This window comes from Arthrobacter sp. THG-b23 (genome assembly GCF_059091265.1).
In genome coordinates, this window is the sequence record NZ_JBNHGM010000009.1 from 64,141 (window position 1) to 86,038 (window position 21,898).

At 69.2% G+C, this 21,898-nt stretch carries 17 protein-coding genes; 7 read left to right on the forward strand and 10 right to left on the reverse strand.

What is annotated here, in order from left to right; genetic code table 11:
- Nucleotides 1-35: 35 nt before the first annotated feature.
- Nucleotides 36-1,493, forward strand: a complete 1,458-nt coding sequence (locus tag AC5RVD_RS14680; protein WP_494127322.1) for an HRDC domain-containing protein — start codon at nt 36-38, stop codon at nt 1,491-1,493.
- Here the strand turns inward: AC5RVD_RS14680 and AC5RVD_RS14685 are convergent.
- The gene (locus AC5RVD_RS14685; RefSeq protein ID WP_494127323.1) at nt 1,431-2,519 is read right to left on the reverse strand and encodes a DMT family transporter; all 1,089 of its coding nucleotides are present in this window, start codon (nt 2,517-2,519) and stop codon (nt 1,431-1,433) included. The two genes, AC5RVD_RS14680 and AC5RVD_RS14685, sit on opposite strands and share 63 nt — an antisense overlap.
- A gap of 152 nt (nt 2,520-2,671) precedes the next feature.
- Between AC5RVD_RS14685 and AC5RVD_RS14690 the strand changes: the two genes are divergently transcribed.
- Nucleotides 2,672-3,967 carry a thiolase family protein gene (locus tag AC5RVD_RS14690; protein ID WP_494112581.1) on the forward strand — a complete coding sequence of 432 codons (1,296 nt, stop codon included), beginning with the start codon at nt 2,672-2,674 and terminating at the stop codon, nt 3,965-3,967.
- Nucleotides 3,964-6,090 (forward strand): 3-hydroxyacyl-CoA dehydrogenase NAD-binding domain-containing protein, encoded by a 2,127-nt coding sequence (locus AC5RVD_RS14695; RefSeq protein WP_494127324.1) that lies wholly within the window; start codon nt 3,964-3,966, stop codon nt 6,088-6,090. The genes AC5RVD_RS14690 and AC5RVD_RS14695 overlap by 4 nt, the downstream gene beginning before the upstream one ends.
- A gap of 82 nt (nt 6,091-6,172) precedes the next feature.
- On the opposite strand, the gene AC5RVD_RS14700 is transcribed toward AC5RVD_RS14695, so the two are convergent.
- Complete coding sequence (locus AC5RVD_RS14700; protein ID WP_494127325.1) at nt 6,173-6,835, reverse strand: cation efflux transmembrane domain-containing protein; 663 nt, start codon at nt 6,833-6,835, stop codon at nt 6,173-6,175.
- A gap of 115 nt (nt 6,836-6,950) precedes the next feature.
- On the opposite strand from AC5RVD_RS14700, the gene AC5RVD_RS14705 reads away from it, so the two are divergent.
- Together AC5RVD_RS14705 and AC5RVD_RS14710 are read left to right on the forward strand one after the other, a co-directional pair.
- Entirely contained in the window at nt 6,951-7,394 is a 444-nt protein-coding gene (locus AC5RVD_RS14705; RefSeq protein ID WP_494127326.1) for a Rieske (2Fe-2S) protein, read from the forward strand.
- A gap of 77 nt (nt 7,395-7,471) precedes the next feature.
- Complete coding sequence (locus AC5RVD_RS14710) at nt 7,472-7,912, forward strand: Rieske (2Fe-2S) protein (protein ID WP_494127327.1); 441 nt, start codon at nt 7,472-7,474, stop codon at nt 7,910-7,912.
- A gap of 67 nt (nt 7,913-7,979) precedes the next feature.
- Here the strand turns inward: AC5RVD_RS14710 and AC5RVD_RS14715 are convergent, their stop codons facing one another.
- The gene (locus tag AC5RVD_RS14715; RefSeq protein WP_494127328.1) at nt 7,980-8,657 is read right to left on the reverse strand and encodes a hypothetical protein; all 678 of its coding nucleotides are present in this window, start codon (nt 8,655-8,657) and stop codon (nt 7,980-7,982) included.
- A 29-nt stretch (nt 8,658-8,686) separates the two neighbouring features.
- On the reverse strand, nt 8,687-9,661 hold the full coding sequence (locus tag AC5RVD_RS14720; RefSeq protein WP_494127329.1) for an aldo/keto reductase: 975 nt from the start codon (nt 9,659-9,661) through the stop codon (nt 8,687-8,689).
- Nucleotides 9,662-9,820: 159 nt separating this feature from the next.
- On the opposite strand from AC5RVD_RS14720, the gene argG reads away from it, so the two are divergent.
- Both argG and AC5RVD_RS14730 read left to right on the forward strand, forming a co-directional pair.
- Nucleotides 9,821-11,248 carry an argininosuccinate synthase gene (argG, locus tag AC5RVD_RS14725; RefSeq protein WP_494108732.1) on the forward strand — a complete coding sequence of 476 codons (1,428 nt, stop codon included), beginning with the start codon at nt 9,821-9,823 and terminating at the stop codon, nt 11,246-11,248.
- Nucleotides 11,249-11,379: 131 nt separating this feature from the next.
- Complete coding sequence (locus AC5RVD_RS14730) at nt 11,380-11,958, forward strand: mismatch-specific DNA-glycosylase (RefSeq protein ID WP_494127330.1); 579 nt, start codon at nt 11,380-11,382, stop codon at nt 11,956-11,958.
- Between the two features lie 24 nt (nt 11,959-11,982).
- Here the strand turns inward: AC5RVD_RS14730 and AC5RVD_RS14735 are convergent, their stop codons facing one another.
- The 6 genes from AC5RVD_RS14735 to AC5RVD_RS14760 form a co-directional block, all read right to left on the reverse strand.
- Nucleotides 11,983-12,540, reverse strand: a complete 558-nt coding sequence (locus tag AC5RVD_RS14735; protein ID WP_494127331.1) for a hypothetical protein — start codon at nt 12,538-12,540, stop codon at nt 11,983-11,985.
- Nucleotides 12,537-13,088, reverse strand: a complete 552-nt coding sequence (locus AC5RVD_RS14740; RefSeq protein WP_494127332.1) for a DUF402 domain-containing protein — start codon at nt 13,086-13,088, stop codon at nt 12,537-12,539. The genes AC5RVD_RS14735 and AC5RVD_RS14740 overlap by 4 nt, the downstream gene beginning before the upstream one ends.
- Nucleotides 13,085-15,061 (reverse strand): 1-deoxy-D-xylulose-5-phosphate synthase, encoded by a 1,977-nt coding sequence (gene dxs, locus AC5RVD_RS14745; protein WP_494127333.1) that lies wholly within the window; start codon nt 15,059-15,061, stop codon nt 13,085-13,087. The genes AC5RVD_RS14740 and dxs overlap by 4 nt, the downstream gene beginning before the upstream one ends.
- A 219-nt stretch (nt 15,062-15,280) precedes the next feature.
- Complete coding sequence (locus AC5RVD_RS14750; protein ID WP_494127334.1) at nt 15,281-18,157, reverse strand: aconitate hydratase; 2,877 nt, start codon at nt 18,155-18,157, stop codon at nt 15,281-15,283.
- Between the two features lie 317 nt (nt 18,158-18,474).
- On the reverse strand, nt 18,475-19,791 hold the full coding sequence (locus AC5RVD_RS14755; RefSeq protein WP_494112594.1) for a class I SAM-dependent RNA methyltransferase: 1,317 nt from the start codon (nt 19,789-19,791) through the stop codon (nt 18,475-18,477).
- Complete coding sequence (locus tag AC5RVD_RS14760; protein WP_494112595.1) at nt 19,788-21,761, reverse strand: APC family permease; 1,974 nt, start codon at nt 21,759-21,761, stop codon at nt 19,788-19,790. The genes AC5RVD_RS14755 and AC5RVD_RS14760 overlap by 4 nt, the downstream gene beginning before the upstream one ends.
- Nucleotides 21,762-21,898: the final 137 nt, after the last annotated feature.

Here is a 21,898-nt window from a genome sequence, read left to right on the forward strand (position 1 = left end):
CCGGGCGCATACTGCTGGCCTAAACTGAACGGATCATGAGCTCCTTGACTTCGGACACGTCCGGGCACAACAGCCCTGACCAGAGCACCTCCACTGACGCCGCAGAACCCCGGGAGCAGACCCCCCAGCTGATCCACCTCGACGCGCCCCGCGACGGCGTTCCGCTGGTCATCGCCAGCGAATCGGGCCTGCAGCGGGCCGCCGCTGCGCTGGCGGCCGGCACCGGCCCGGTCGCCATCGATGCCGAGCGGGCCTCGGGCTTCCGCTACGGGCAGAGGGCCTTCCTGGTCCAGCTGCGGCGCGAGGGGGCCGGCACCTGGCTGATCGACCCCGAGCCGTTTGAGGACCTGAAGCTGCTCAATGACTCCGTGCGCGGCGTCGAGTGGATCCTGCACGCCGCCAGCCAGGATTTGCCCTGCCTGTCCGAGCTGGGCATGTGGCCGGACAAACTGTTCGACACCGAACTCGCAGCCCGGCTGGCCGGCCTGCCCCGGGTGGGCCTGGCAGCCGTGATCGAATCCCTGCTCGGCTTCACGCTCGCCAAGGAGCACTCCGCGGCGGACTGGTCCACGCGCCCGCTGCCCGAGCCGTGGCTGCGCTATGCCGCGCTGGACGTCGAGGTGCTCATCGAGCTCCGCGAGGCCCTGATCGAGAAGCTGCGCGACGCCAGCAAGCTGGAGTACGCGCTGGAGGAATTCGAGGCCGTGCGCGCGGCCCCGCCGTCGCCGCCGCGCGTCGACCCCTGGCGCCGCACCTCCGGACTGCACCAGATCCGCGACCGCCGGCAGCTGGCCGCCGTGCGCGAACTCTGGAACGAACGCGAAGCCTTGGCTGCCAAGCGCGATGTTGCACCGGGCCGGCTGATCCCCGACTCGGCCATCGTCGCCGCGGCCAAGGCCATGCCCGCCACCGTCCCGCAGCTGCTGGAGACGCACGGGTTCCATGGGCGGGCGGCACAGCGCGAAGCACCGCGCTGGCTGCGTTGCGTCGCCACGGCCCGGGGCGAGACCGAGCTGCCTCCCCTGCACCTGCCCACCAACGCTCCCCCGCCGCCGCGCTCCTGGGCCGACAAGGATCCGGCCGCCGCGGCCCGGCTGCAGACCGCCCGGCCCCGGCTGGCATCGCTCGCCGAGCAGTTGGACATGCCGGTGGAGAACCTGCTGACCCCCGACTACCTGCGCCGCACCGCATGGCGTCCGCCGGAGCCCGTCACCGAACAGTCTGTGGACGCCGCCTTGGCAGAGCTCGGCGCGCGGCCTTGGCAGCGCAAACTGACCGCCGGGCTGCTCGCCGAGGCCTACGCCAACCCGGAGCCGCTGGCACTCAAGGAGAACCCGGAGCGGTCCGAGGGCGCGACCGACGACGGCGCTGCGGGCACCTCCGCGCGCCGGCGGACTTCCACTGGAACCATTGCCGGGCCCGCCGAAACGTCAGCGGGGGCGGTGTCCGGCTCCATCCGGCGGCGCCGGCGTGAACGGCATTCCCCCGCCTGACCGCCTCCGCCGCGCCGACACGGGAGCTGAGTCTTCCGTTCCCGGCAGACTCCCCGCCGGTGGCGTCGGGCCGCCGCCCGCGAACGCTCGCCGGCGGCGGCCGGGTACAGTCAGGACGGCGAGGCCGGCGACGACCAGGGCGACGCCCAACCAGCCTGCCGGCGACAGCCGCTCGCCCACCACCAGCACGGCCAGCACCGCGGCCACCACCGGCTCCGCCAGCGAAAGCGTCGTGGCGGTGCTGGCGCGGACCCGCGCGAGGCCGAGGCCGAACAACACGTAGCCGGCGAACATCGGGACCAGCGCCATGTAGGCCCCCACGGCCGCATTGCCCCACGAAGCCAGCAACGGAGCGCCCGTGGCCAGCAGCACCGGCATCAGCAACAGTCCGCCCAGGCCGAACATGGCGCCCATGGCGGCACGTGCGGGAACACCGCCGCCAATGATCCGATGCGCCGCCCAGGAGTAGAGGGCGTAGGTCAGTCCCGCCAACAAGCCCAAGGCAATACCGGCGAGCGTCCCGCCCGCATCCCGGGCCATGCCGCCGTCCGCGGCACCGTTGCCGCCGCCTCCGGCGGCCGCGAAACACAGCAAGGCGGTTCCGGAGAGCCCCAGCACGGCGGCGCCGGCCCAGCGGGCGCCCAGGATGTGACGGTCGGCAGCCCGTTCGATGAGCGCGGACGCCAAGGGGGCGGAGCCGATGCTCACCACCGTGCCGACGGCAACCCCAGCCAAATGCATGGAACTGTAAAACGCCAACGGATACACGGCGACGGCGACCGCCCCCGGAAGCACCAGCTTCCACTGCGCCCGCAGTCGCCGCCGGGCGCGACCGAGCGGCCGCAGCGCAATCAGCGCTTGAAACAGCCCGCCCACCCCCATGGCCACCGCGCCGATGGCAAGCGGACCGACGTCGGGCGCGAAGGTGGCAGCCGTTCCGGTAGTCCCCCACAGCACTGACGCCGCCAGCACCAGGAACGCACCGGGATAGCCCACCGCCGGCCGGTACCGCTGTTCTGCTTCCATGCCTCCTCGCCCGGTTGCCTGCCGACAGCCTAGCCGCTGCACCGTACCCGCAGCATCCGTTCCACCGGACCACCGGGCCGCGCTTGCTGGCTAAGTTACCGGCGGGTAACATCTTGCCTAGCACTGTGTCCCGCATCTCATGGAGGTATCAGGTGAGCCCCACGTCCCCGCCCCGCGCCCTGAGCGATGTCGTCTTCGTCGACGGCGTGCGCACCCCGTTCGGCAAGGCGGGTGAGAAGGGGATCCACGCCGGCGCCCGGGCCGACGACCTGGTGGTCAAGTGCATTCGGGAACTCTTGCGCCGCAATCCGTCGCTGCCGCCCGAACGCATCGACGACGTGGCCATCGCCGCCACCACGCAGACCGGCGACCAGGGCCTGACCATCGGCCGAACCGCCGCGCTTCTTGCCGGGCTGCCCCGCTCGGTCCCCGGCTTTGCCATTGACCGGATGTGCGCCGGCGCCATGACCGCCGTGACGACGACGGCCGGGGGCATCGCCTTCGGCGCGTACGACGTGGTGGTGGCCGGCGGGGTGGAACACATGGGCAACCATCCAATGGGCCAGGGGGCGGATCCGAATCCGCGGTTCGCCAGCGAGCGCCTGGTGGATCCCGCTGCGCTGAACATGGGCAACACCGCCGAAAACCTGCATGACCGCTTTCCCGCGATCACGAGGGAACGGTCCGATGCATACGCCGCGGCCAGCCAGGCCAAGCTCGCCGCGGCCTACCGGAACGGCAGCATCCAGCCCGACCTGGTGCCGGTGGCCGGCCGCAAGCCCGGCGAAGGCTGGTCGCTGCACAGCGCCGACGAACCCCCGCGGCCGGACACCACCATGGAAGACCTAGCCGGGCTGCGGACCCCGTTCCGCCCGCACGGCCGGGTCACCGCCGGCAACGCCGCCGGCCTCAACGACGGCGCAACGGTCTCCCTGCTGGCCTCTGCGGAGGCCGCCGCGGAGCTCGGCCTGCCGGTGAAGATGCGCCTCGTCTCCTACGCCTTCGCCGGCGTCGAGCCCGAAGTCATGGGCATCGGCCCCGTCCCGTCCACCGAGAAGGCCCTGAAGATGGCAGGCCTGGACATCGCAGACATCGGCTTGTTCGAGATCAACGAGGCATTCGCCGTACAAGTGCTGTCCTTCCTGGATCACTACGGGATGGCCGACGACGATCCCCGCGTCAACCGCTACGGCGGGGCCATCGCCGTCGGCCATCCCCTGGCCGCCTCCGGCGTGCGCCTCATGACCCAGCTGGCCCGCCAGTTCGAAGAAGACCCGTCGGTGCGCTACGGACTGACCACGATGTGCATTGGCCTGGGGATGGGGGGAACGGTGGTCTGGGAGAACCCGCACCATGCGGATTACTCGGGCCGCACCGTCGATACGGCCGCCGAAACTGTTGGAACCGCCGACCCCGCATCAGCACCGGCACGAGAGGACCACGCATGAGCGCCGCCCAGTACACGGCCCTGGCCGCGAAGTTTCCGGACGAGACCGTTACCCATTCCTACGTGCAGGATGTGGAGCTGCCCGGTGCCGGCACCCTGGCGCTGCTGACCCTGAACAATGACCTGGACCACCGCAAGCCGACCACCCTCGGCCCCAATACCCTGGTGGAACTGGGCGCGGCACTCGAGGGGCTCAAGGCACGGGCCGCGGCGGGCGAGATCTCCGCCGTCGCCATCACCGGCAAGCCCTACTACCTGGTGGCCGGGGCCGACTTGGGCGCCGTGGGCAGGCTCACCGACCCCGAGGACGGACGGGCCATGGCCCGGCTGGGCCACGATGCCTACGCCACGCTCGCCTCCATGGGTGTCCCCACGTTCGCCTTCATCAACGGAGCGGCGATGGGCGGCGGGTTGGAGATCGCGCTCGCCGCCGACTACCGCACCATCTCCACCGGCGCCAGCGCCATCTCCCTGCCGGAAGCCTTCTTGGGCCTGATCCCCGGCTGGGGCGGGGTCTACCGGCTGCCGCGGCTGATCGGCCCGGCCAACGCCGTCAAGGTCATGGTCGAGAATCCGTTGAGCAACAACAAGGCGCTCGACGGCGGGGCCGCCTACCGGCTGGGCATCGCCGACGTCCTGTTCGAACCGGCCGATTTCCTGGAGCAGTCGCTGGACTGGGCGACGCGGATCCTCACCGACGACGGCGCCCGCCGGCTGGTCGCGGACCGCCGCGCTGGAACCTCGGCGGCCTCGGAGGCGGACTGGGACGAGGCCATCGCGGCCGGACGGAAGTTTGTGGAGGCCAAGACGTCCAACGCCGCGCCGGCACCGGCCAAGGTGCTGGATGTCCTGGACGCCGGCCGGGGCAAGAGCCAGCAGGAATCAGCCGACCTTGAAGTCGAAGCGCTGGCCGAATTGATGCAGACCCCGCATTTCCGCGACACGGTCTACGCCTTCCTGGAGCTGGTGCAAAAGCGTTCCAAGCGGCCGGCCGGCGCACCGGACCCGAAGCTCGCCCGGCCCGTCACCAAGGTGGGCGTGGTCGGCGCCGGCCTGATGGCCAGCCAACTGGCGTTGCTGTTCGCCCGCCAGCTGAAGGTTCCGGTGGTCATGACTGACATCGACCAGGCCCGGGTGGACAAGGGCGTGGGGTACGTCCACGCCGAAGTGGACAAGCTGCTGGCCAAGAAGCGGCTCTCGGCCGACGCGGCCAACCGCACCAAGGCCCTGGTCACCGGCTCGGTCTCCAAGGAAGCGTTCGCGGATGCCGACTTCGTGATCGAGGCGGTGTTCGAAGAACTGTCCGTCAAGAAGCAGGTCTTCGCCGAGGTCGAGGCAGTGGTCTCCGAGGACTGCATCCTCGCAACCAACACCTCATCCCTGTCCGTCACGGAGATGGCGGCGGACCTGCTGCATCCGGAACGTGTGGTCGGCTTTCACTTCTTCAACCCGGTGGCCGTCATGCCCCTGCTGGAAATCGTCCGGGCGCCGAAGACCAGCGACGAAGTGCTCTCCACCGCCTTCGTTTTGGGCAAGGCACTCAAGAAGACCACGGTACTGGTCCAGGACGCTGCCGCGTTTGTGGTGAACCGGGTGCTGCTGCGGCTGATGGGGGAGGCGGCAAACGCCTTCGATGAAGGCACGCCCGCCGACATTGCCGACAACGCGCTCAGGCCCATGGGCCTGCCGATGACCCCGTTCACCCTGCTGGCCATGGTCGGCATCCCGGTGGCCCAGCACGTCACCGAGTCGCTGAATGCGGCCTTCGGCGACCGCTTCCGGGTCTCCGCCAACCAGCAGCGGCTCATCGACAACGGCATCACGGCCCTCTGGATCACCGACGACGACGGCCGGCAGGTGATTCCCGAGTCAACACTGGCGCTGCTGGAGTTCGGCGACTCCCCCAGCAGCTCCGAGCAACTGCTGCGGCGCACCCAGGACGCACTGGCCGAGGAGATCGGGCTCATGCTGGAAGAAGGCGTGGTGGCCGCACCCGAAGACATCGACCTGTGCATGGTCATGGGTGCGGGCTGGCCGCTGCATCTGGGCGGCATCACCCCCTACCTGGACCGGGTGGGCGCCTCCGAACGGGTCAACGGCCGAAAGTTCCACCCGGAGCGGTAACCGCAGCACCCAACCCGGGCACCGCCGTCGTACCGGTCCTCCGGGACGACGGCGGTGCGTGGCGTCGGAGGAACCGGCATGGTTACCCGGACGCCCGGGAATGCAGGCCCGGCGCGCAGCAACTGTCCCCGCGCCACGCTTCGCGGCCTTCGTTGATCGCCACCGCGGCGATCACGAGCGCGGCGAGCGGATCGGCCCAAGACCAGCCCAGGGTGCTGTTCAGGAGCAGGCCCGCGAGCAGAGCCCCGGACAGATAGGTGCAGAGCAGGGTCTGCTTCGAGTCGGCCACGGCGGAACACGATCCCAGCTCGCGGCCGGCGCGCCGCTGCGCCCAGGACAACCACGGCATGACGACCAAGCTGGCGGCCGCCAGCACGATGCCTGCCGTGGAGGGGTCCGCTTCGCGTCCGCTTAGGAGCGAACGGAGCGCATCGGTGATGACGAAGGCGGCCAGGGCGAAGAAGGAGAAGGCGATAAACCGCAGCGCTTTCTTCTCACGCTTCCCGGGGTCGGGACCGGCGAACTGCCATGCCAAGGCAGCGGCGGAGGACACCTCGATGACGGAATCCAGGCCGAAACCGATCAAGGCGCTGGACGAGGCGGCTGAACCGGCGGCAAGCGCCACCACGGCTTCCAGGACGTTGTACGCGATGGTCGCCGTGACGAGCAGGCGAATCCGCCGTGACAGGACCGCCCTTCGCTCCGCCGCGGCTGCGGTGGTCCGGGGGTGCACAAGGGTCACCATCAAAGTGTATTCAGCGTTTGCGGATTCGGTCGATGCCGGGCGACTGAACCAACGCAGAGACCCGGGCGTCTATCTTTTACGAACACGCTTACTGCCCAACGGGGAAGGTCAGCGCATGAATCCCAATGCCGGTCCCGCGCGACGCTCAGTCCTGGCAGCCTCGGCAACAGCCTGCTCGGCGTGTGTACTGGCTGCCTGTGCGCCGGCGGGGAGCGGTGGCGGCCAGACCGGCGGAAAACCCGGCCCTGCTACGTCCGGCGGCGCGGCCGTCCAGGTCCTCAAGCTCGCCGACGTTCCGGTCGGCGGCAGTGCCGGTGGTGAAGCCGGCGGGCAGGAAGTCCTCATCCACCGCCCCGATGAAACGACCGTCCTGGCCTACAGTGCAATCTGCACGCACCAGGGATGCACCGTGGCGCCGGCGGACGCGGAGTTCCGATGTCCGTGCCACGGCTCAGTCTTCAGCGCTGCAGACGGCAAGGTGCTCAACGGACCGGCCTCGGCACCGCTGCAGCGCTTTGCCGCCGCCATTGACGGCGAGTGGATCACCGTGGTGGCCTGATCGACGCAACCTGCGCCCTGCGCCCCATCATCAGTCCGTTTGGAAATTAACCGGTAACGTCCGGGAGAATAGCGGACATGAGTTCGTCCCTGCCTTCGCGCCGCGCCATTCTGACCGCTACTACCGCCGTCGGTGCGGTGGGCGCGCTGACCGCATGCTCCCCGCTCCAGGACTACACAGGGGCACAAGGCGCCACTCCCTCCCCGGTTGCCAGCGATGGCACGCCGGTTCGAGTCGGCAAGCTCAGCGATGTGCCGGTAGGCGGCAGCGCCAGCGGTGAAGCAGACGGGCAGCAGATCCTCATCCACCGCCCCGATGAGTCAACCGTCCTGGCCTACAGCGCCGTGTGCACGCACCAAGGATGCGGCGTGACTCCGGCGAAGGCCGAATTCGTGTGCCCTTGCCATAACTCGACGTTCGCGCTCGCCGACGGCACGGTAACCGGCGGTCCGGCACAGGCTCCGCTGCCGCGTTTCGCGGCCGCCATCGACGGCGAATGGATCACTGTCACCGTCTGACGATAGTCCTGACCGCTACGGAAAACGGGCGCCGCGGCCGGCTTCCCGCTCCCCGCGATCGGTGGGCCTAGGGCCGCCCCGCGGCACCGTATCCCGCGTCCAGGAAGTCAATCAACGGCCCGTCGAGGCCAGCTGTTGCCGTCGCCCGATCCGGTGCCTGGAAGGACTCGGCTCCGCGCCAGTCGCTCTTAACCACACGGCCGCCGGCTGCCCAATGAACGCCGACCAGCTGCGCCCCGGCGTCCGGCCCATAGTCCTGCGGTGTGGGAAAGCCGCCGTCGGGGGCCGCCGGTCGCCCGGTCTGGACAACTTCGTAGCGGTCGCACGAGGGCCGGCGGCCATCCGGCAACACGACCGTCTCGGTGCCGGCCAGCGACACCTTCGTCCATGCCCCGCCGTCGGGTTCGGCCGGGGCTGCGTCGTCCAACCGGAAAAACTCCACGGCGTGGGCGCCGGATCCGAGCATGTCCGCCAACAGGAGGTACTCCGCGTAGCTGGGCAGGCTCGTCCCGGGCAGCCCGAAATCCTCGCGGCGGGCCGATGCCTCGGTGCTGCCCTGCCCCTGCCGGAAGGAGGAGGATTCCCACCGCCGTGTCCCGGGCTCGAACCGGATGACGGATTCCGCGCGGTACCCGTCCGGGCCGCTTCCGAAGGCGATCCGCGTGGTGAGGACGTGATCCGCCCACCGTCGGTAGAGGCAGCCTTGCTTGGCGCCCTCAAGGTAGAAGTCTTCCCAGCGTTCCATTGGCTCCTCCCGCGGCTTCGTCGAAGATGTCAGAACAGGGCTACTTGCGGGACCGCGGGGAAGATGCCTTCCAGCTCGGCCAAGTCCTCGCGCGTTGGCTGCCAGCCGGCGGATTGGGCGTTCTGCCGAACCTGTTCCGGCTTCGTGGCTCCGGCGATGACCGATGCGACCGCGGGACGCGTGGCAAGCCAGGAGAACGCCACCTCGATTTCCTTGAGTCCGCGGTCCGCGGCGAAGCGGGAGAAGGCGCCCAGCTGCTCCCAGTCCGCGTCCTTGAGCATGTTGGTGCGCGAGTGGGTCAGCCGGCTGCCTTCCGGTGCCTTGCCGTCCTTGTACTTGCCGGTGAGCAGGCCGTTGGCCAGCGGGAAGTACGGCAGCAGGCCCAGCCCGTAGGCCTCGGCAGCAGGAGTGACTTCCAGCTCGGCCCGGCGGTCCAGCAGGTTGTAATGGTTCTGGCTGGAAACGAACGGGGTGTAGCCGCCCATCCGCGCCGTGAATTCCGCCTCGGCGATCTGCCAGCCGGCTCGGTTGGAGTGGCCGATGTAGCGGACCTTGCCGGCGCGGACCAGGTCGTCCAGGGCGGACAGGGTCTCCTCGACCGGAGTCAGCGGGTCGGGCGTGTGGAACTGGTAGAGGTCAATCCAGTCGGTGCCCAGCCGCCGCAACGACGCTTCGGCGGCCTTGACGATGTAGCGCCGCGAGCCGCGGGCACCGAAGTCTTCGCCGATCGCGCCGCGCATGTCCATGCCAAACTTCGTGGCAACCACGACGTCATCGCGCCGCGTTCCGAGTGCCTTGCCCAGGAACTCCTCACTCAGCCCCGGAGTCTTCCCGTAGGTGTCGGCCACGTCGAAAAAAGTCACCCCGGCGTCCAGCGCGGCGTTGACCACCGCGTCCGTTCCTTCCTGCGTTTCCGTCGGGGTATTGGACCGGCCCAGGTTGTTGCAGCCGAGCCCCACCGTCGAGACGGTGAGGCCGGATTTGCCGAGACGCCGGTATTCCATCGCTACATCCTTGTCACTGGGGGATTTGCCGTTCGCCTCGCATCCTATCCCGGCTCCGGCCGGGGCACCGGAGCCGGGAGTGAGTTCCCGCACGTCACGTAGGCGGCCGCGGCGTTGCCGCTTCTGTCTTTGGGTGCCGCTGCACATATGATCGAAACCATGGCCAAAGTTCTGACTTCCCTTCCCGTCGGCGAACGCGTCGGCATCGCCTTCTCCGGTGGACTTGATACGTCCGTTGCCGTTGCGTGGATGCGCGACGGCGGAGCCGTGCCCTGCACGTACACGGCCGACCTCGGCCAGTACGACGAGCCGGACATCGACGCGGTGCCCGGCCGCGCCACCGAGTACGGCGCCGACATCTCCCGCCTGGTCGACTGCAAGCCCGCACTCGTGGAGGAAGGCCTGGCCGCGCTGGCCTGCGGCGCCTTCCATATCCGCAGCGGCGGCCGTTCCTACTTCAACACCACCCCGCTGGGTCGCGCCGTGACCGGCACCTTGCTGGTGCGCGCCATGCGGGAAGACGGCGTGGACATCTGGGGCGACGGTTCCACCTACAAGGGCAACGACATCGAGCGTTTCTACCGCTACGGGCTGCTGGCCCACCCGCGGCTGCGCATCTACAAGCCGTGGCTCGATCCGCGCTTCGTCTCCGAGCTCGGCGGCCGCCAGGAGATGTCCGAATGGCTGACCGCGCACAACTTCCCCTACCGCGACTCCGCCGAGAAGGCGTACAGCACCGACGCCAACATTTGGGGCGCCACCCATGAGGCCAAGACGCTGGAACACCTGGGCACCAGCCTGGAGGCCGTCGAGCCGATCATGGGCGTGGCCTTCTGGCGCGACGACGTGGACATTCCCACGGAGGACGTGTCGGTGCGCTTCGAGGCCGGCCGCCCGGTCGCGATCAACGGCACCGAATTTGCCGACGCCGTCGCCCTGGTCCAGGAAGCCAATGCCATCGGCGGCCGCCACGGGCTGGGCATGTCCGACCAGATCGAGAACCGCATCATCGAGGCCAAGTCGCGCGGCATCTATGAGGCCCCGGGCATGGCCCTGCTGCACATCGCCTACGAGCGGCTGCTCAACGCCATCCACAACGAAGACACCGTGGCCAGCTACCACGCCGAGGGCCGCCGCTTGGGCCGCCTGATGTACGAGGGCCGCTGGCTGGACCCGCAGGCGCTCATGCTGCGCGAATCGCTGCAGAAGTGGGTTGGCTCCGCGGTGACCGGCGAGGTCACGCTGCGACTTCGCCGCGGCGAGGACTACACCATCCTGGACACCTCCGGGCCTGCGCTGAGCTATCACCCGGACAAGTTGTCCATGGAGCGTGTGGGCGACGCTGCCTTCGGGCCGCTGGACCGCATCGGGCAGCTGACCATGCGCAACCTGGACATCGCCGACTCCCGCGCCCGCCTGGAGCAGTACGCCGCCCAGGGCCTGGTGGGCGGTCCGACCGCCGAGCTCGTGGGCGCGCTGGAAGCCGGCGGCGCGAGCGAAATCGCTGACACCGCCGAGCTAGACCCCGCCGACCGCGCAGCCGACGAGGCACTGGACCGCGCAGCGTTCGACGCCGGCACCGACTGATTCGCCGGTCCCGCCTGAGCGGGCCGCGGCGCGGGCACGGTGCCCCTCTTCACGGGGCGCCGTGCCTTCGTCGTTCCGCAGCCCGTGCCGTGTTCGCGGCGGGACTGCAGGGCGTGTGAAAGAGTGGTTTTGTGCCCTTTACCCGTGCTGAACTGCTCGCTTACCGGGACGCGTTGGTCCCCGATCTACTGGGCCCGGGTTTGCGCCTGCTGTTCGTGGGCATCAATCCCGGTCTCTGGTCCGCTGCCACCGGCTCGCACTTCGCCCGGCCCGGCAACCGGTTCTATCCGGCATTGGCCGCCGCCGGCATTACCGGCCATCTGATCCGCGCCGGGGACGGCATGGCAGCGGCCGATCGCAACCACCTGATCTCCCGCGGTGTCGGCATCACCAACATCGTTCCGCGGGCTACCGCCAGGGCGGACGAGCTGGGTGCCGAGGAACTGCGGGCCGGAGCCCGGCTCCTGGCCGAACGGGTCGAAGCCCTGGGGGCCCGGGTGGTGGCAGTCGCCGGGGTGACCGCCTACCGGGTGGGCTTTGACCGGCCGAAGGCGAAGCTGGGCCGTCAGCCGGAGACGCTCGGCGGGGCCGAACTGTGGGTGGTGCCGAATCCCAGCGGCCTCAACGCCCACCACAGCGTGGCCACGCTGGCGTCCGCCTACCGAGAGGCGGCACGCGCCGCGGGCCTGGAGCTGCCGGAGGGCAGCTAGCGCCGCCCCCGCGGCCGGCCGGCCCTAGAGGCTGAACGCCGTCTTGGCCGGCAGCGGATGCTTTTGTTTCACCGCGGCAAGGTTCCCGTGGGGCGCGACGCCGATGCTCAGCTTGGTGAAGTCCAGTTTGGCTTCGCGGAGGCAGACCTTCAGGCCCGCCACCGCCTTGGCCGCATCCGGCGCCAGGACATAGATGTTGAGCTTGTGCGGGACGAACTCGGTCTTCTCCACGGTTCCGAGCCCGCGCCAGGCAAAGTACTCGGTGATGGTGCGTTTGGCCTTGTCCTCGAGGTAACGGTCGCGGTCGCTGCCGGCCGCCGTCTTCAACGCATACTGGGCAATCACCCAGTGCTGCTCCCCCGGCGCGAGCTCCGCGTAGCCGTCCTCGGCGCACTGGGCCGCGAACGCGTCCATCAGCGACTCTGCGGCCTCGGGGTCGACGTCCCGACTGTCCTGGGTGGTGCTCTGGTGGCCCACCGTACCCTGGTTGACCACGAACTGGCCGTAGTCTTCGTCGAACCACGCCTCGCGGAACACCAGCCCGCCGTCGTCATGCTTCTTGTACACGCGCAGGAAACTCATGTCCGTCCTTTGTTCAACCATGTCAGGGCCGTGCCGTCGAACGGGGCGGCCTCTGCCGCCACTTGCTCATGGAGCGCCAGGCAGCTGGCGTGGATCCGTGCGGCCAGCGCCGGCGGATAGCCCATGCTGACCCGGTGTTCGGCGAATTCGTCCTCGTCGTCGATGTACACGCCGCCGCTGGCGGTGCGGACCACATCCAGGTCCATGTCCGTGAGCTGGACTTCCCAGCCAGCCGGAAGCAGCGGGTCTACCCGGATGCCGGTGGTCAGGTCGATGTAGATGCGGAAGTCGCCGGGGTAGCTGTCGTCGTAGAACGTCGCCACGTAGTCGCCTTCACGGGGCAGTAACTGCACGGCGTCGGACGCGGCGAAGAAGGCGATGCCGGGCCGGGCGACCAGGGAGCCGGCCGGCTGGAAGATCCAGTCGCCGAAGCCGTCCGCGCCCAGGTAGGTGCCGGGCACCAGCCAGTGGGCACCGCCGTCGTACTTCCAGTTACGGAACACCACCATGTCGCCGGGCTGGGCCTCGGCGGGCATGCGGCCGGTCACTGGATCTTGGGAATCTGGCCGGTCGGCAGTTCCTGTCCGGGCAGCGGGCGCGCGAACGGGACCTTGGTGCCCAGCACCTGCGCGACCGTGTCCTGGGCCACCTGCTGCGCCGTGAGGCCCACGCGCTCCAGGACCTCGGCGCGGGTGCCGTGGACCAGGAACTCGACGGGGAGGCCGACCTCGTTCAGCGCGGTGTCCACGCCGGCGGCACGCATCTCCTGGCGGATCCGCGATCCGACTCCGCCGGCGCGGACGCCGTCTTCAATCACGACGACGATCCGGTGCCGGGCCGCAAGGCCGATGATTGAGCGGGGCACCGGCAGCACCCAGCGCGGGTCGACGACGGTGGAGCTGATCCCTTGCGCGCCGAGGCGGTTCGAGACGTCCAGCGCCAGTTCGCTCATGGCGCCCACGCTGACGATCAGCACGTCGTTTTCGGTGGAGCCGGACGGCCGGCGCGCCAGGACGTCAACGCCGTCCTTGAGCCGCTCGAGGGCCTCAACCTCGGGCCCCACCGAACCCTTGGAGAAACGGACCACGGTGGGGGCGTCGTTGACGGACACCGCCTCGCGCAGCTCTTCCTTCAACCGGGTGGCGTCGCGCGGGGCGGCCAGGTGCAGCCCCGGCACGATCTGCAGCAGCGACATGTCCCACATGCCGTGGTGACTGGGGCCGTCCGGGCCGGTGACCCCGGCACGGTCCAGCACCACGGTGACGCCTGCCTTGTGCAGGGCGACGTCCATCAACAGCTGGTCGAAGGCTCGGTTCAGGAAGGTTGCGTAGAGGGCCACCACCGGGTGGAGTCCGCCGTAGGCCATGCCAGCGGCGCTGGCCAGCGCGTGCTGCTCGGCGATGCCGACGTCGAAGACACGGTCCGGGTGCTTGCTGGCGAATTTCTGCAGGCCCACCGGGATCAGCATGGCTCCGGTGATGCCGACGATGTCCTGGCGTTCGTCGGCGATCTCGGCGATCTCGTCGGCGAAGACCGAGGTCCAAGACTGGCGGCCGCCGGACTCGACGGGTTCGCCGGTCTCGGGGTCGATGACGCCCACGGCGTGGAACTGGTCCGCCTCGTGGGCGCGGGCGGGGGCGTAGCCGCGGCCCTTTTCGGTCATCGTGTGGACAATCACCGGGCCCCGGTAGTTCTTGGCCTGCGTCAGCGCGGCCTCCACGGCCTCCAGGTCGTGCCCGTCGATCGGCCCGATGTACTTCATGCCGAGGTCCTCGAACAGGCCCTGCGGCGCCCACCAGTCCTTGATGCCCTTCTTGGTGGCGTGCAGGCTCCGGTAGGCGAACTGGCCCAGCGGTCCGCCCGACTGCAGTTTCTTTTTCCACCAGTCCAGGGTGCCTTCGTAGGCCTGGTGGGTGCGCACCTTGTCGATGGTGGTCCGGCGCAGCGCGGCCAGCTGGTCGGCCAGTCCGCCGATCGTCGGGGCGTAGGAGCGCCCGTTGTCGTTGACCACGATCACGACGCGCCGCCCGCGGTCCGCGGCGATGTTGTTCACGGCTTCCCAGGCCATACCGCCGGTGAGGGCGCCGTCGCCCACGACCGCGACGACGTAGCGGTCGCCTTCGCCGGTCAGCCGCCGGGCACGGGAGATACCGTCTGCCCAGGACAACGACGACGACGCGTGCGAGCTTTCGACGATGTCGTGCACCGATTCGCCGCGGTCCGGGTAGCCGGCCAGCCCGCCCTGCTGCCGCAGCGTCCCGAAGTCCTGCCGCCCGGTGACCAGTTTGTGCACGTAGGACTGGTGGCCGGTGTCAAAGACGATGCTGTCCTGCGGGGAATCGAACACGCGGTGGATGCCGAGGGTCAGTTCGACGACTCCAAGGTTCGGGCCGAGGTGTCCGCCGGTCTGTGCGACGTTCGTGATCAGGAACTGGCGGATTTCCCGGGCCAGGTCCTGCAACTGGACCATGTCGATCCGGCGCAGGTCGCGCGGCTCGCGGATGGTCTCGAGCAATCCCACAGAGCAGGTCCTTTCCTTCACAAAGCGTCGGTTAATCCTACCGCCATCCATCCGCCACTCTGCGTCCCCCCGGTGCGAGGGTGCACACAACGCGGTCAACGCGTGATCAGGGACTGAGCCGGAAAGCGGGCTGGTGCGGTGGCCAGACGCCGCAGGGCGGACGTCCATCGGACGCCCGCCCTGCGTTGGGCCGCTGTGCGGTGTGTGCCGGACCCGAGGCTAGTTCGCCGAGATCTGGCGCAGCACGTACTGCAGGATGCCGCCGTTGCGGTAGTAGTCGGCTTCACCCGGGGTGTCGATCCGCACCACCGCGTCGAAGCTCTTGGTGCCGCCGTCCTCGCCGGTGGCGGTGACCTTCAGCGTCTTCGGGGTGGTGCCCTCGTTCAGCGCGGTCACGCCCTCGATGGAGAAGGTCTCCGTACCGGACAGCCCCAGCGACGCAGCGGACTCGCCGGCCGGGAACTGCAGCGGCAGCACGCCCATGCCGATCAGGTTCGAACGGTGGATGCGCTCGAAGCTCTCGGCGATGACGGCCTTGACGCCCAGCAGGGCGGTGCCCTTGGCGGCCCAGTCGCGGGAGGAGCCGGAGCCGTACTCCTTGCCGGCCAGCACCACCAGCGGGGTGCCGGCGGCCTGGTAGTTCATGGCGGCGTCGTAGATGTAGGCCTGCGGGCCGCCGGTCTGGGTGAAGTCGCGGGTGAAGCCGCCCTCCACGTTGTCCAGCAGCTGGTTCCGCAGCCGGATGTTGGCGAAGGTGCCGCGGATCATCACTTCGTGGTTGCCGCGGCGGGAACCGTAGGAGTTGAAGTCCTTGCGCTCCACGCCGTTTTCCAGCAGGTAACGGCCGGCGGGGCTGTCCGACTTGAACGAACCGGCCGGGGAGATGTGGTCAGTGGTGACCGAGTCGCCCAGCTTGGCCAGCACGCGCGCGCCGCCGATGTCCTCCACCGGCTCCGGCTTGGCGCTCATGCCTTCGAAGTACGGTGGCTTCCGCACGTACGTGGAGTTCGGATCCCAGGCGAAGGTATCGCCTGCGGGGGTCTCCAGCGCCTTCCAGCGGTCGTCGCCCTCGAACACGCCCTCGTAGCCCTTGGCGAACATTTCCTTGTTGATCGAGGAGTCGATCACCTGCTGGACCTCGACCGGGTTCGGCCAGATGTCCTTCAGGAACACGTCGTTGCCGTCCGGGTCCTGGCCCAGCGGCTGCTTCTCGAAGTCGAAGTCCATGGTGCCGGCCAGGGCGTAGGCGACGACCAGCGGCGGGGACGCCAGGTAGTTCATCTTGACGTCCGGGTTGATGCGGCCTTCGAAGTTGCGGTTACCCGACAGCACCGAGGTGATCGACAGGTCGTTGTCCTGGACGGCCTGCGAGATCTCCGGCTCCAGCGGTCCGGAGTTGCCGATGCAGGTGGCGCAGCCATAGCCGACCACGAAGAAGCCAAGCTTCTCCAGGTACGGGATCAGGCCGGACTCTTCGTAGTAATCGGTGACGACCTTGGAGCCCGGGGCGATGGAGGTCTTGACCCACGGCTTGGACGCCAGGCCCTTCTCCACCGCGTTGCGGGCCAGCACGGCCGCCGCCAGCATGACCGACGGGTTGGAGGTGTTGGTGCAGGAGGTGATCGACGCGATGGAAACCGCACCGTGGTCCAGTTCGAACTCGCGCCCATCTTCCATGGTGACGTGGACGCGCTTGGAGGCGCGGCCGTCGCTGGGCAGGGCGACGTGGCGGCCCTGGCTGGCCGATCCGCCGGAGGGACGGTCGTTGGCCTGCGCAGCGCCGGCCTGCGCACCGGCGGCCTGCGCGGCGGCAGCGTGGCGGACCGTGGAGGTCATGGCCGGGACGTCCGACGCCGGGAAGGACTCTTCGAGTGCCTCGTCCAGGGCGTCCTCGTTGCCGGTGCCGACGTAGCTCTGCAGGTCCTTGCGGAACTGGTTCTTGGCGGAGGTCAGGGCGATGCGGTCCTGCGGCCGCTTCGGACCGGCAATGGACGGAACCACGGTGGAGAGGTCCAGCTCAAGGTATTCGGAGAACTTCAGTTCGTGCGACGGATCGTGCCAGAGGCCCTGTTCCTTGGTGTACGCCTCGACGAGGGCGATGTTCTCCTCGGAGCGGCCGGTCAGGCGCAGGTAGTCGAGCGTCACGTCGTCGATCGGGAACATGGCGGCGGTCGAGCCGAACTCCGGGCTCATGTTGCCGATGGTGGCGCGGTTCGCCAGCGGCACCGCGGCCACGCCTTCGCCGTAGAACTCCACGAACTTGCCCACCACGCCGTGCTTGCGCAGCATTTCGGTGATGGTCAGCACGACGTCGGTGGCGGTGGCGCCGGCGGGGATGGAGCCGGTGAGCTTGAAGCCGACAACGCGCGGGATCAGCATCGAGACGGGCTGGCCGAGCATGGCGGCCTCGGCCTCGATGCCGCCGACGCCCCAGCCGAGCACGCCCAGGCCGTTGACCATGGTGGTGTGCGAGTCGGTGCCGACCAGGGTGTCCGGGTAGGCGCGCAGCTTGCCGTCAACCTCGCGGGTCATCACGGTGCGGGCCAGGTATTCGATGTTGACCTGGTGCACGATGCCGGTTCCCGGCGGAACGACCTTGAAGTCTTCGAATGCGGTCTGGCCCCAGCGCAAGAACTGGTAGCGCTCACCGTTGCGCTGGTACTCGATCTCCATGTTGCGCTCGAGCGCGCCGGCGTTGCCGAAGACATCGATTTGGACCGAGTGGTCGATCACCAGTTCGGCCGGGGCCAGCGGGTTCACGCGCTTCGGGTCGCCGCCGAGCTCCTTGACGGCCTCGCGCATGGTGGCCAGGTCGACGACACACGGAACACCGGTGAAGTCCTGCATGATCACGCGGGCGGGGGTGAACTGGATTTCGGTGTCCGGCTGCGCGTCGGGGTTCCAACCGGCCAGGGCTCGGACGTGGTCCGCCGTGATGTTCGCACCATCTTCGGTGCGGAGCAGGTTCTCCAGCAGGACCTTGAGGCTGAACGGAAGGCTCTCGGCACCTTCAACGGCACTCAGCCGGAAAATTTCATACTCGGCCCCGGCGACGTTCAAGACGCCTTTGGAACCGAAGCTGTCCACATTACTCATGACAGGACTCCTCTCGCCACACTTTATCTTTGTCCGGGCGGCAACCACCCGCTAGTTAGGCATCCCTAAGTGTGAAGGGACAGCTGTGGGCTCGGCCTCTGGCCTCTTTGCACGCCGAAGCCCGCAGAATTTACAAACCAGAGACTCTATGCTTCGTCCGGGACCGCTGCCTCCATCCTATCGGGTAGGCGGTTGGCAGGAACCGGAGCGCCGCCTGTGGCCTGCCTCACAGCCACAATCGCGGTGCAGCGGCCGCGGATGGTGAGGGACGGTGGGGTGCGGCGCGAGGGAAGGCCGGGCGGGCACGCGCCCCCCGCTCAGCGGCGGCCCGGAGTCAGCACGGCGAAGGATTCCATGTGGTGGGTATGCGGGTACAGGTCGAAGACGCGCAGCGAGTCGAGGTTCCAGCCCAGCTGCAGGAAGTAGCTTAGGTCCCGGGCGAAGGAGGCCGGATCACAGGACACGTAGCCGACCACCCGGGGGTTCCGGGCGGCGACCGCCTGCACCACGGTCTTTCCGGCGCCGGCGCGGGGCGGATCAAGGACGACGGCGTCCATCGTGTCTGGCTGCGAGCGCAGCACCCGCTCCACCTTGCCCTGGACGATCTCGACCTGCCCGAAGCCGTGCAGGTTCTTGCGGGCGTCCTTGCTGGCGGCCGGCGAGCCCTCGATGGAGAGCACGTTGCCCGTGACCCCGACGGCGTCCGCCAACGGCGCCGTGAAAAGTCCCGCGCCCGCATACAGGTCGGCCACCCGCTCCCCCGCCCCGGGCGCAACGCCGTCCAGGACCGCGGCCGTCAACGTGGCCGGTGCCAGCCGGTGGATCTGCCAGAAGCCGTCTCCCGTCACCCGGTACTGGTGCCGCCCGCTGGTCTCGGCGACCCACGTGCGCCCCCGCAACCGGGTGAGCCGCCCTGGCTTGGGCTCCCAGGCGGCAACCGAAACGCCGGGTTCGATCCGTTCGGCGATCTTGGCCAGCCGTTTGGCCGTTGTCCCGGCGCCCGGCACCAGCAGCACCAGCGGAGTGCTCCCGTCGGCGGGCGCGGCCACCTCCACCCGCTCCAGCCCCGACAGATCGAGCTCCCACAGCCGCAGGTCGTTGACGCCGTCCGCGGCCAGCGGCATCTCCTGGATCGGTATCAGTTCGTCGGACCGGTGGGCGTGCATGGCCAGGCGCCCGTCGGACCCGACGCCGAAGGCGGCGCGGGTGCGCCAGCCGAGTCCGTCGTCGTACTCCCCCGCCGGGGCTTCCACGGTGACCTGCCGTTCCAGTTTGGCCAGCCGTTGCAACTGTTCGGCGAAGATCCGGCCTTTCAGCCGGCGCTGGGCGTCCAGCCCGATGTGGCCGAATTCGGCGCCGCCCACGGCCGGCCGGCCGGCTTCGGCAGCGGCCAACGCGTCCGCCGGCGCCCAAGGATGCTGCACCCGGTCGGGGGATGCCTCCAGCACCTCAACGGTGTCCGCCCGCCAGAAGCCCGCGTCCGGTCCGCCTTCGGTGACGCGTGCCAGCACCCGCTCCCCGGGCAGCGCGTGCCGGACGAACACCACCCGGCCGTCGTGCCGCGCGACGAAGTGGCCTCCGTGCGCCGGAGCGCCGATGGTCAGTTCGATCAGTTGCGGTGCGGGGTCGGTCATGAAAGCTCCTGGTAGCGGCGGACGGAATCGGAGGAAGCCAGCTGCCACGGCACGCTGGCCACCATGACGCCGGGCTCGAAGTGCAGGCGGGTCTTGATGCGCAGCGCGGTCTGGTTGTGGACCAGCTGTTCCCACCAGCGTCCCACGACGTATTCGGGGATGTAGACCACCACCAGTTCGCGGGGCGAGTCCCGTCGGATGCTCTTGATGTAGTCGATGATCGGCGTGGTGGTTTCGCGGTACGGGGAGGCGAGCACCGTGATCGGAACCGGGATGTTGAGCTTCTCCCAGTCGCGCAGGGTCTGCTCGGTCTGGTCGCGGTCGAGGTCCACCACCACCGCGTCGAGCCGGGACGGGCGCGAGGCCCGGGCGAAGGCAAGCGCCCGGAGCGTCGGCTTGCGCACGTGCGAGACCAGGATGACCGCGTGCACCCGTGACGGCAGCGCGGTGGTCGGCTGGTCCGGATCGATCGCGAGCTCACGGGCGACCTGGACGTAATGGCGGTTAATGCTGAGCATGACCAGCCCGAGCAGGACGATGCCGAGCACGGCCAGCCACGCCCCGAAAACGAACTTGCTCACCAGTACCACCACCAGCACGGTGACGGTCAGGATGAAGCCGACCATGTTGATGAACCGCGAGCGCACCATCCGGCGGCGCACCGGGCGGTGCGGGGTGGCCCGGATTTCACGCGACCAGTGCCGGATCATGCCCAGCTGGCTGCAGGTGAAGGAAACGATCACGCCGATCACGTACAGCGGGATCAGCCGGGTGACGTCCGCGTTGAAAACCAGCACCAGCACCACGGCCGCGGCGGCCAGGGCCAGCACCCCGTTGCTGTAGCTGAGCCGGTCTCCCCGGGTGCGCAGCTGGCGCGGCAGAAAGCCGTCGGTGGCGAGGATCGATGCCAGCTGCGGGAAGGCGTTGAACGCCGAGTGGCTGGCCAGCACCAGGATCGCCGCGGTGGCCGCGACCGTCAGGTAGAAGAGCAGGGCGCCGTCGCCGAAGACCGTCTCCGCCAACTGGCTGAGCACCGGGGACTGGAAGTAGCCGGCCGGCAGCTGCCCGCCGTCCAGCCGCAGTTGGTCGGCGGGGACCTGCACCACCCGCACGTCGGTGGCCCGGGCCAGGTACATCACGGCCATGGTGATCACGGTTGCGGAGATGCCCAGCATCAGCAGCGCAAAGCCGGCGTTCTTGGCGCGCGGTTTCTCGAAGGCCGGAACGTTGCTGGCCGGTGTCTCCAGGCCGGTGAGTGCCGCTGCGCCCGTGGAGAAGGCCCGCAGTACCAGCAGCGCGCCGGCCAAGCCGGTCAGGCCGGCCTCAAAACCGGGTTCCGGCACGACGTCGAACGCCGCGCTGGGAGCCTCGCCAAGACTGCCGCTGAGGTCGAGGACGAACCCGGCCAGGCACATCAGCAGCACGGTGCCCACAAAGATATAGGTGGCGATCGCCACGGTGAGGCGGCCACGTCCCAGCCCCCGCAGATGGAGCAGGGCGAGGATCGCGATGCCGGCGACGGCCGCTCCGGGCTGCCAGCCCTTCAGCGCCGGGACGGCGGACACCAGATAGTGCGCCGCGGAGGACATGGACACCGCAACCGTGAGCACGTAGTCCAGCATCAGCGCCGAACCGACCGTAATGCCGGCCGGCTTGCCCAGGTTCTTGGTGGCGATCTCGTAGTCGCCGCCGGACGGATACGCATGGATGCTCTGCCGGTAGGAAGCCACCAGGACCAGCAGCACCATCATGACCGCCAGTCCGACCCAGGGCGACAGGGCGATCGCCGCAACCCCCGCCAGGGCCAGCGTGAGCAGGATCTCGTCCGGGGCGTAGGCCACCGAGGAGAGCGCGTTGGCGGAGAAGACCGGAACTGCCAGCCGCCGCGGCAGGGCGTCCTGCTTCAGCCGCTCGCTGCGGAACGGCTTGCCCACCAAGACGCGCTTGAGGGCATCGAGAAATGTCAGCACGTTTCGCTCGGCGACACAGGCAGCGAATGGGTCCGGATCTTCACGGCTTAGAGTCTAGACCGCCGGCCGGAAACTTCGGGGCAAACAGGAACCCCGATCGACGATTTCATAGCCGCGGAACCACCGCGCGGGTTAGC

Excerpts from the sequence above, each read along its gene's own strand:
- AC5RVD_RS14695 (WP_494127324.1), top strand. The coding sequence starts at position 3,964 with ATGAGCGCCGCCCAGTACACGGCCCTGGCCGCGAAGTTTCCGGACGAG.
- AC5RVD_RS14685 (WP_494127323.1), bottom strand. The coding sequence starts at position 2,519 with ATGGAAGCAGAACAGCGGTACCGGCCGGCGGTGGGCTATCCCGGTGCG.
- AC5RVD_RS14715 (WP_494127328.1), bottom strand. The coding sequence starts at position 8,657 with ATGGAACGCTGGGAAGACTTCTACCTTGAGGGCGCCAAGCAAGGCTGC.
- AC5RVD_RS14680 (WP_494127322.1), top strand. The coding sequence starts at position 36 with ATGAGCTCCTTGACTTCGGACACGTCCGGGCACAACAGCCCTGACCAG.
- argG (WP_494108732.1), top strand. The coding sequence starts at position 9,821 with ATGGCCAAAGTTCTGACTTCCCTTCCCGTCGGCGAACGCGTCGGCATC.
- AC5RVD_RS14755 (WP_494112594.1), bottom strand. The coding sequence starts at position 19,791 with ATGACCGACCCCGCACCGCAACTGATCGAACTGACCATCGGCGCTCCG.
- AC5RVD_RS14700 (WP_494127325.1), bottom strand. The coding sequence starts at position 6,835 with ATGGTGACCCTTGTGCACCCCCGGACCACCGCAGCCGCGGCGGAGCGA.
- AC5RVD_RS14720 (WP_494127329.1), bottom strand. The coding sequence starts at position 9,661 with ATGGAATACCGGCGTCTCGGCAAATCCGGCCTCACCGTCTCGACGGTG.
- AC5RVD_RS14750 (WP_494127334.1), bottom strand. The coding sequence starts at position 18,157 with ATGAGTAATGTGGACAGCTTCGGTTCCAAAGGCGTCTTGAACGTCGCC.
- AC5RVD_RS14705 (WP_494127326.1), top strand. The coding sequence starts at position 6,951 with ATGAATCCCAATGCCGGTCCCGCGCGACGCTCAGTCCTGGCAGCCTCG.
- AC5RVD_RS14710 (WP_494127327.1), top strand. The coding sequence starts at position 7,472 with ATGAGTTCGTCCCTGCCTTCGCGCCGCGCCATTCTGACCGCTACTACC.
- AC5RVD_RS14735 (WP_494127331.1), bottom strand. The coding sequence starts at position 12,540 with ATGAGTTTCCTGCGCGTGTACAAGAAGCATGACGACGGCGGGCTGGTG.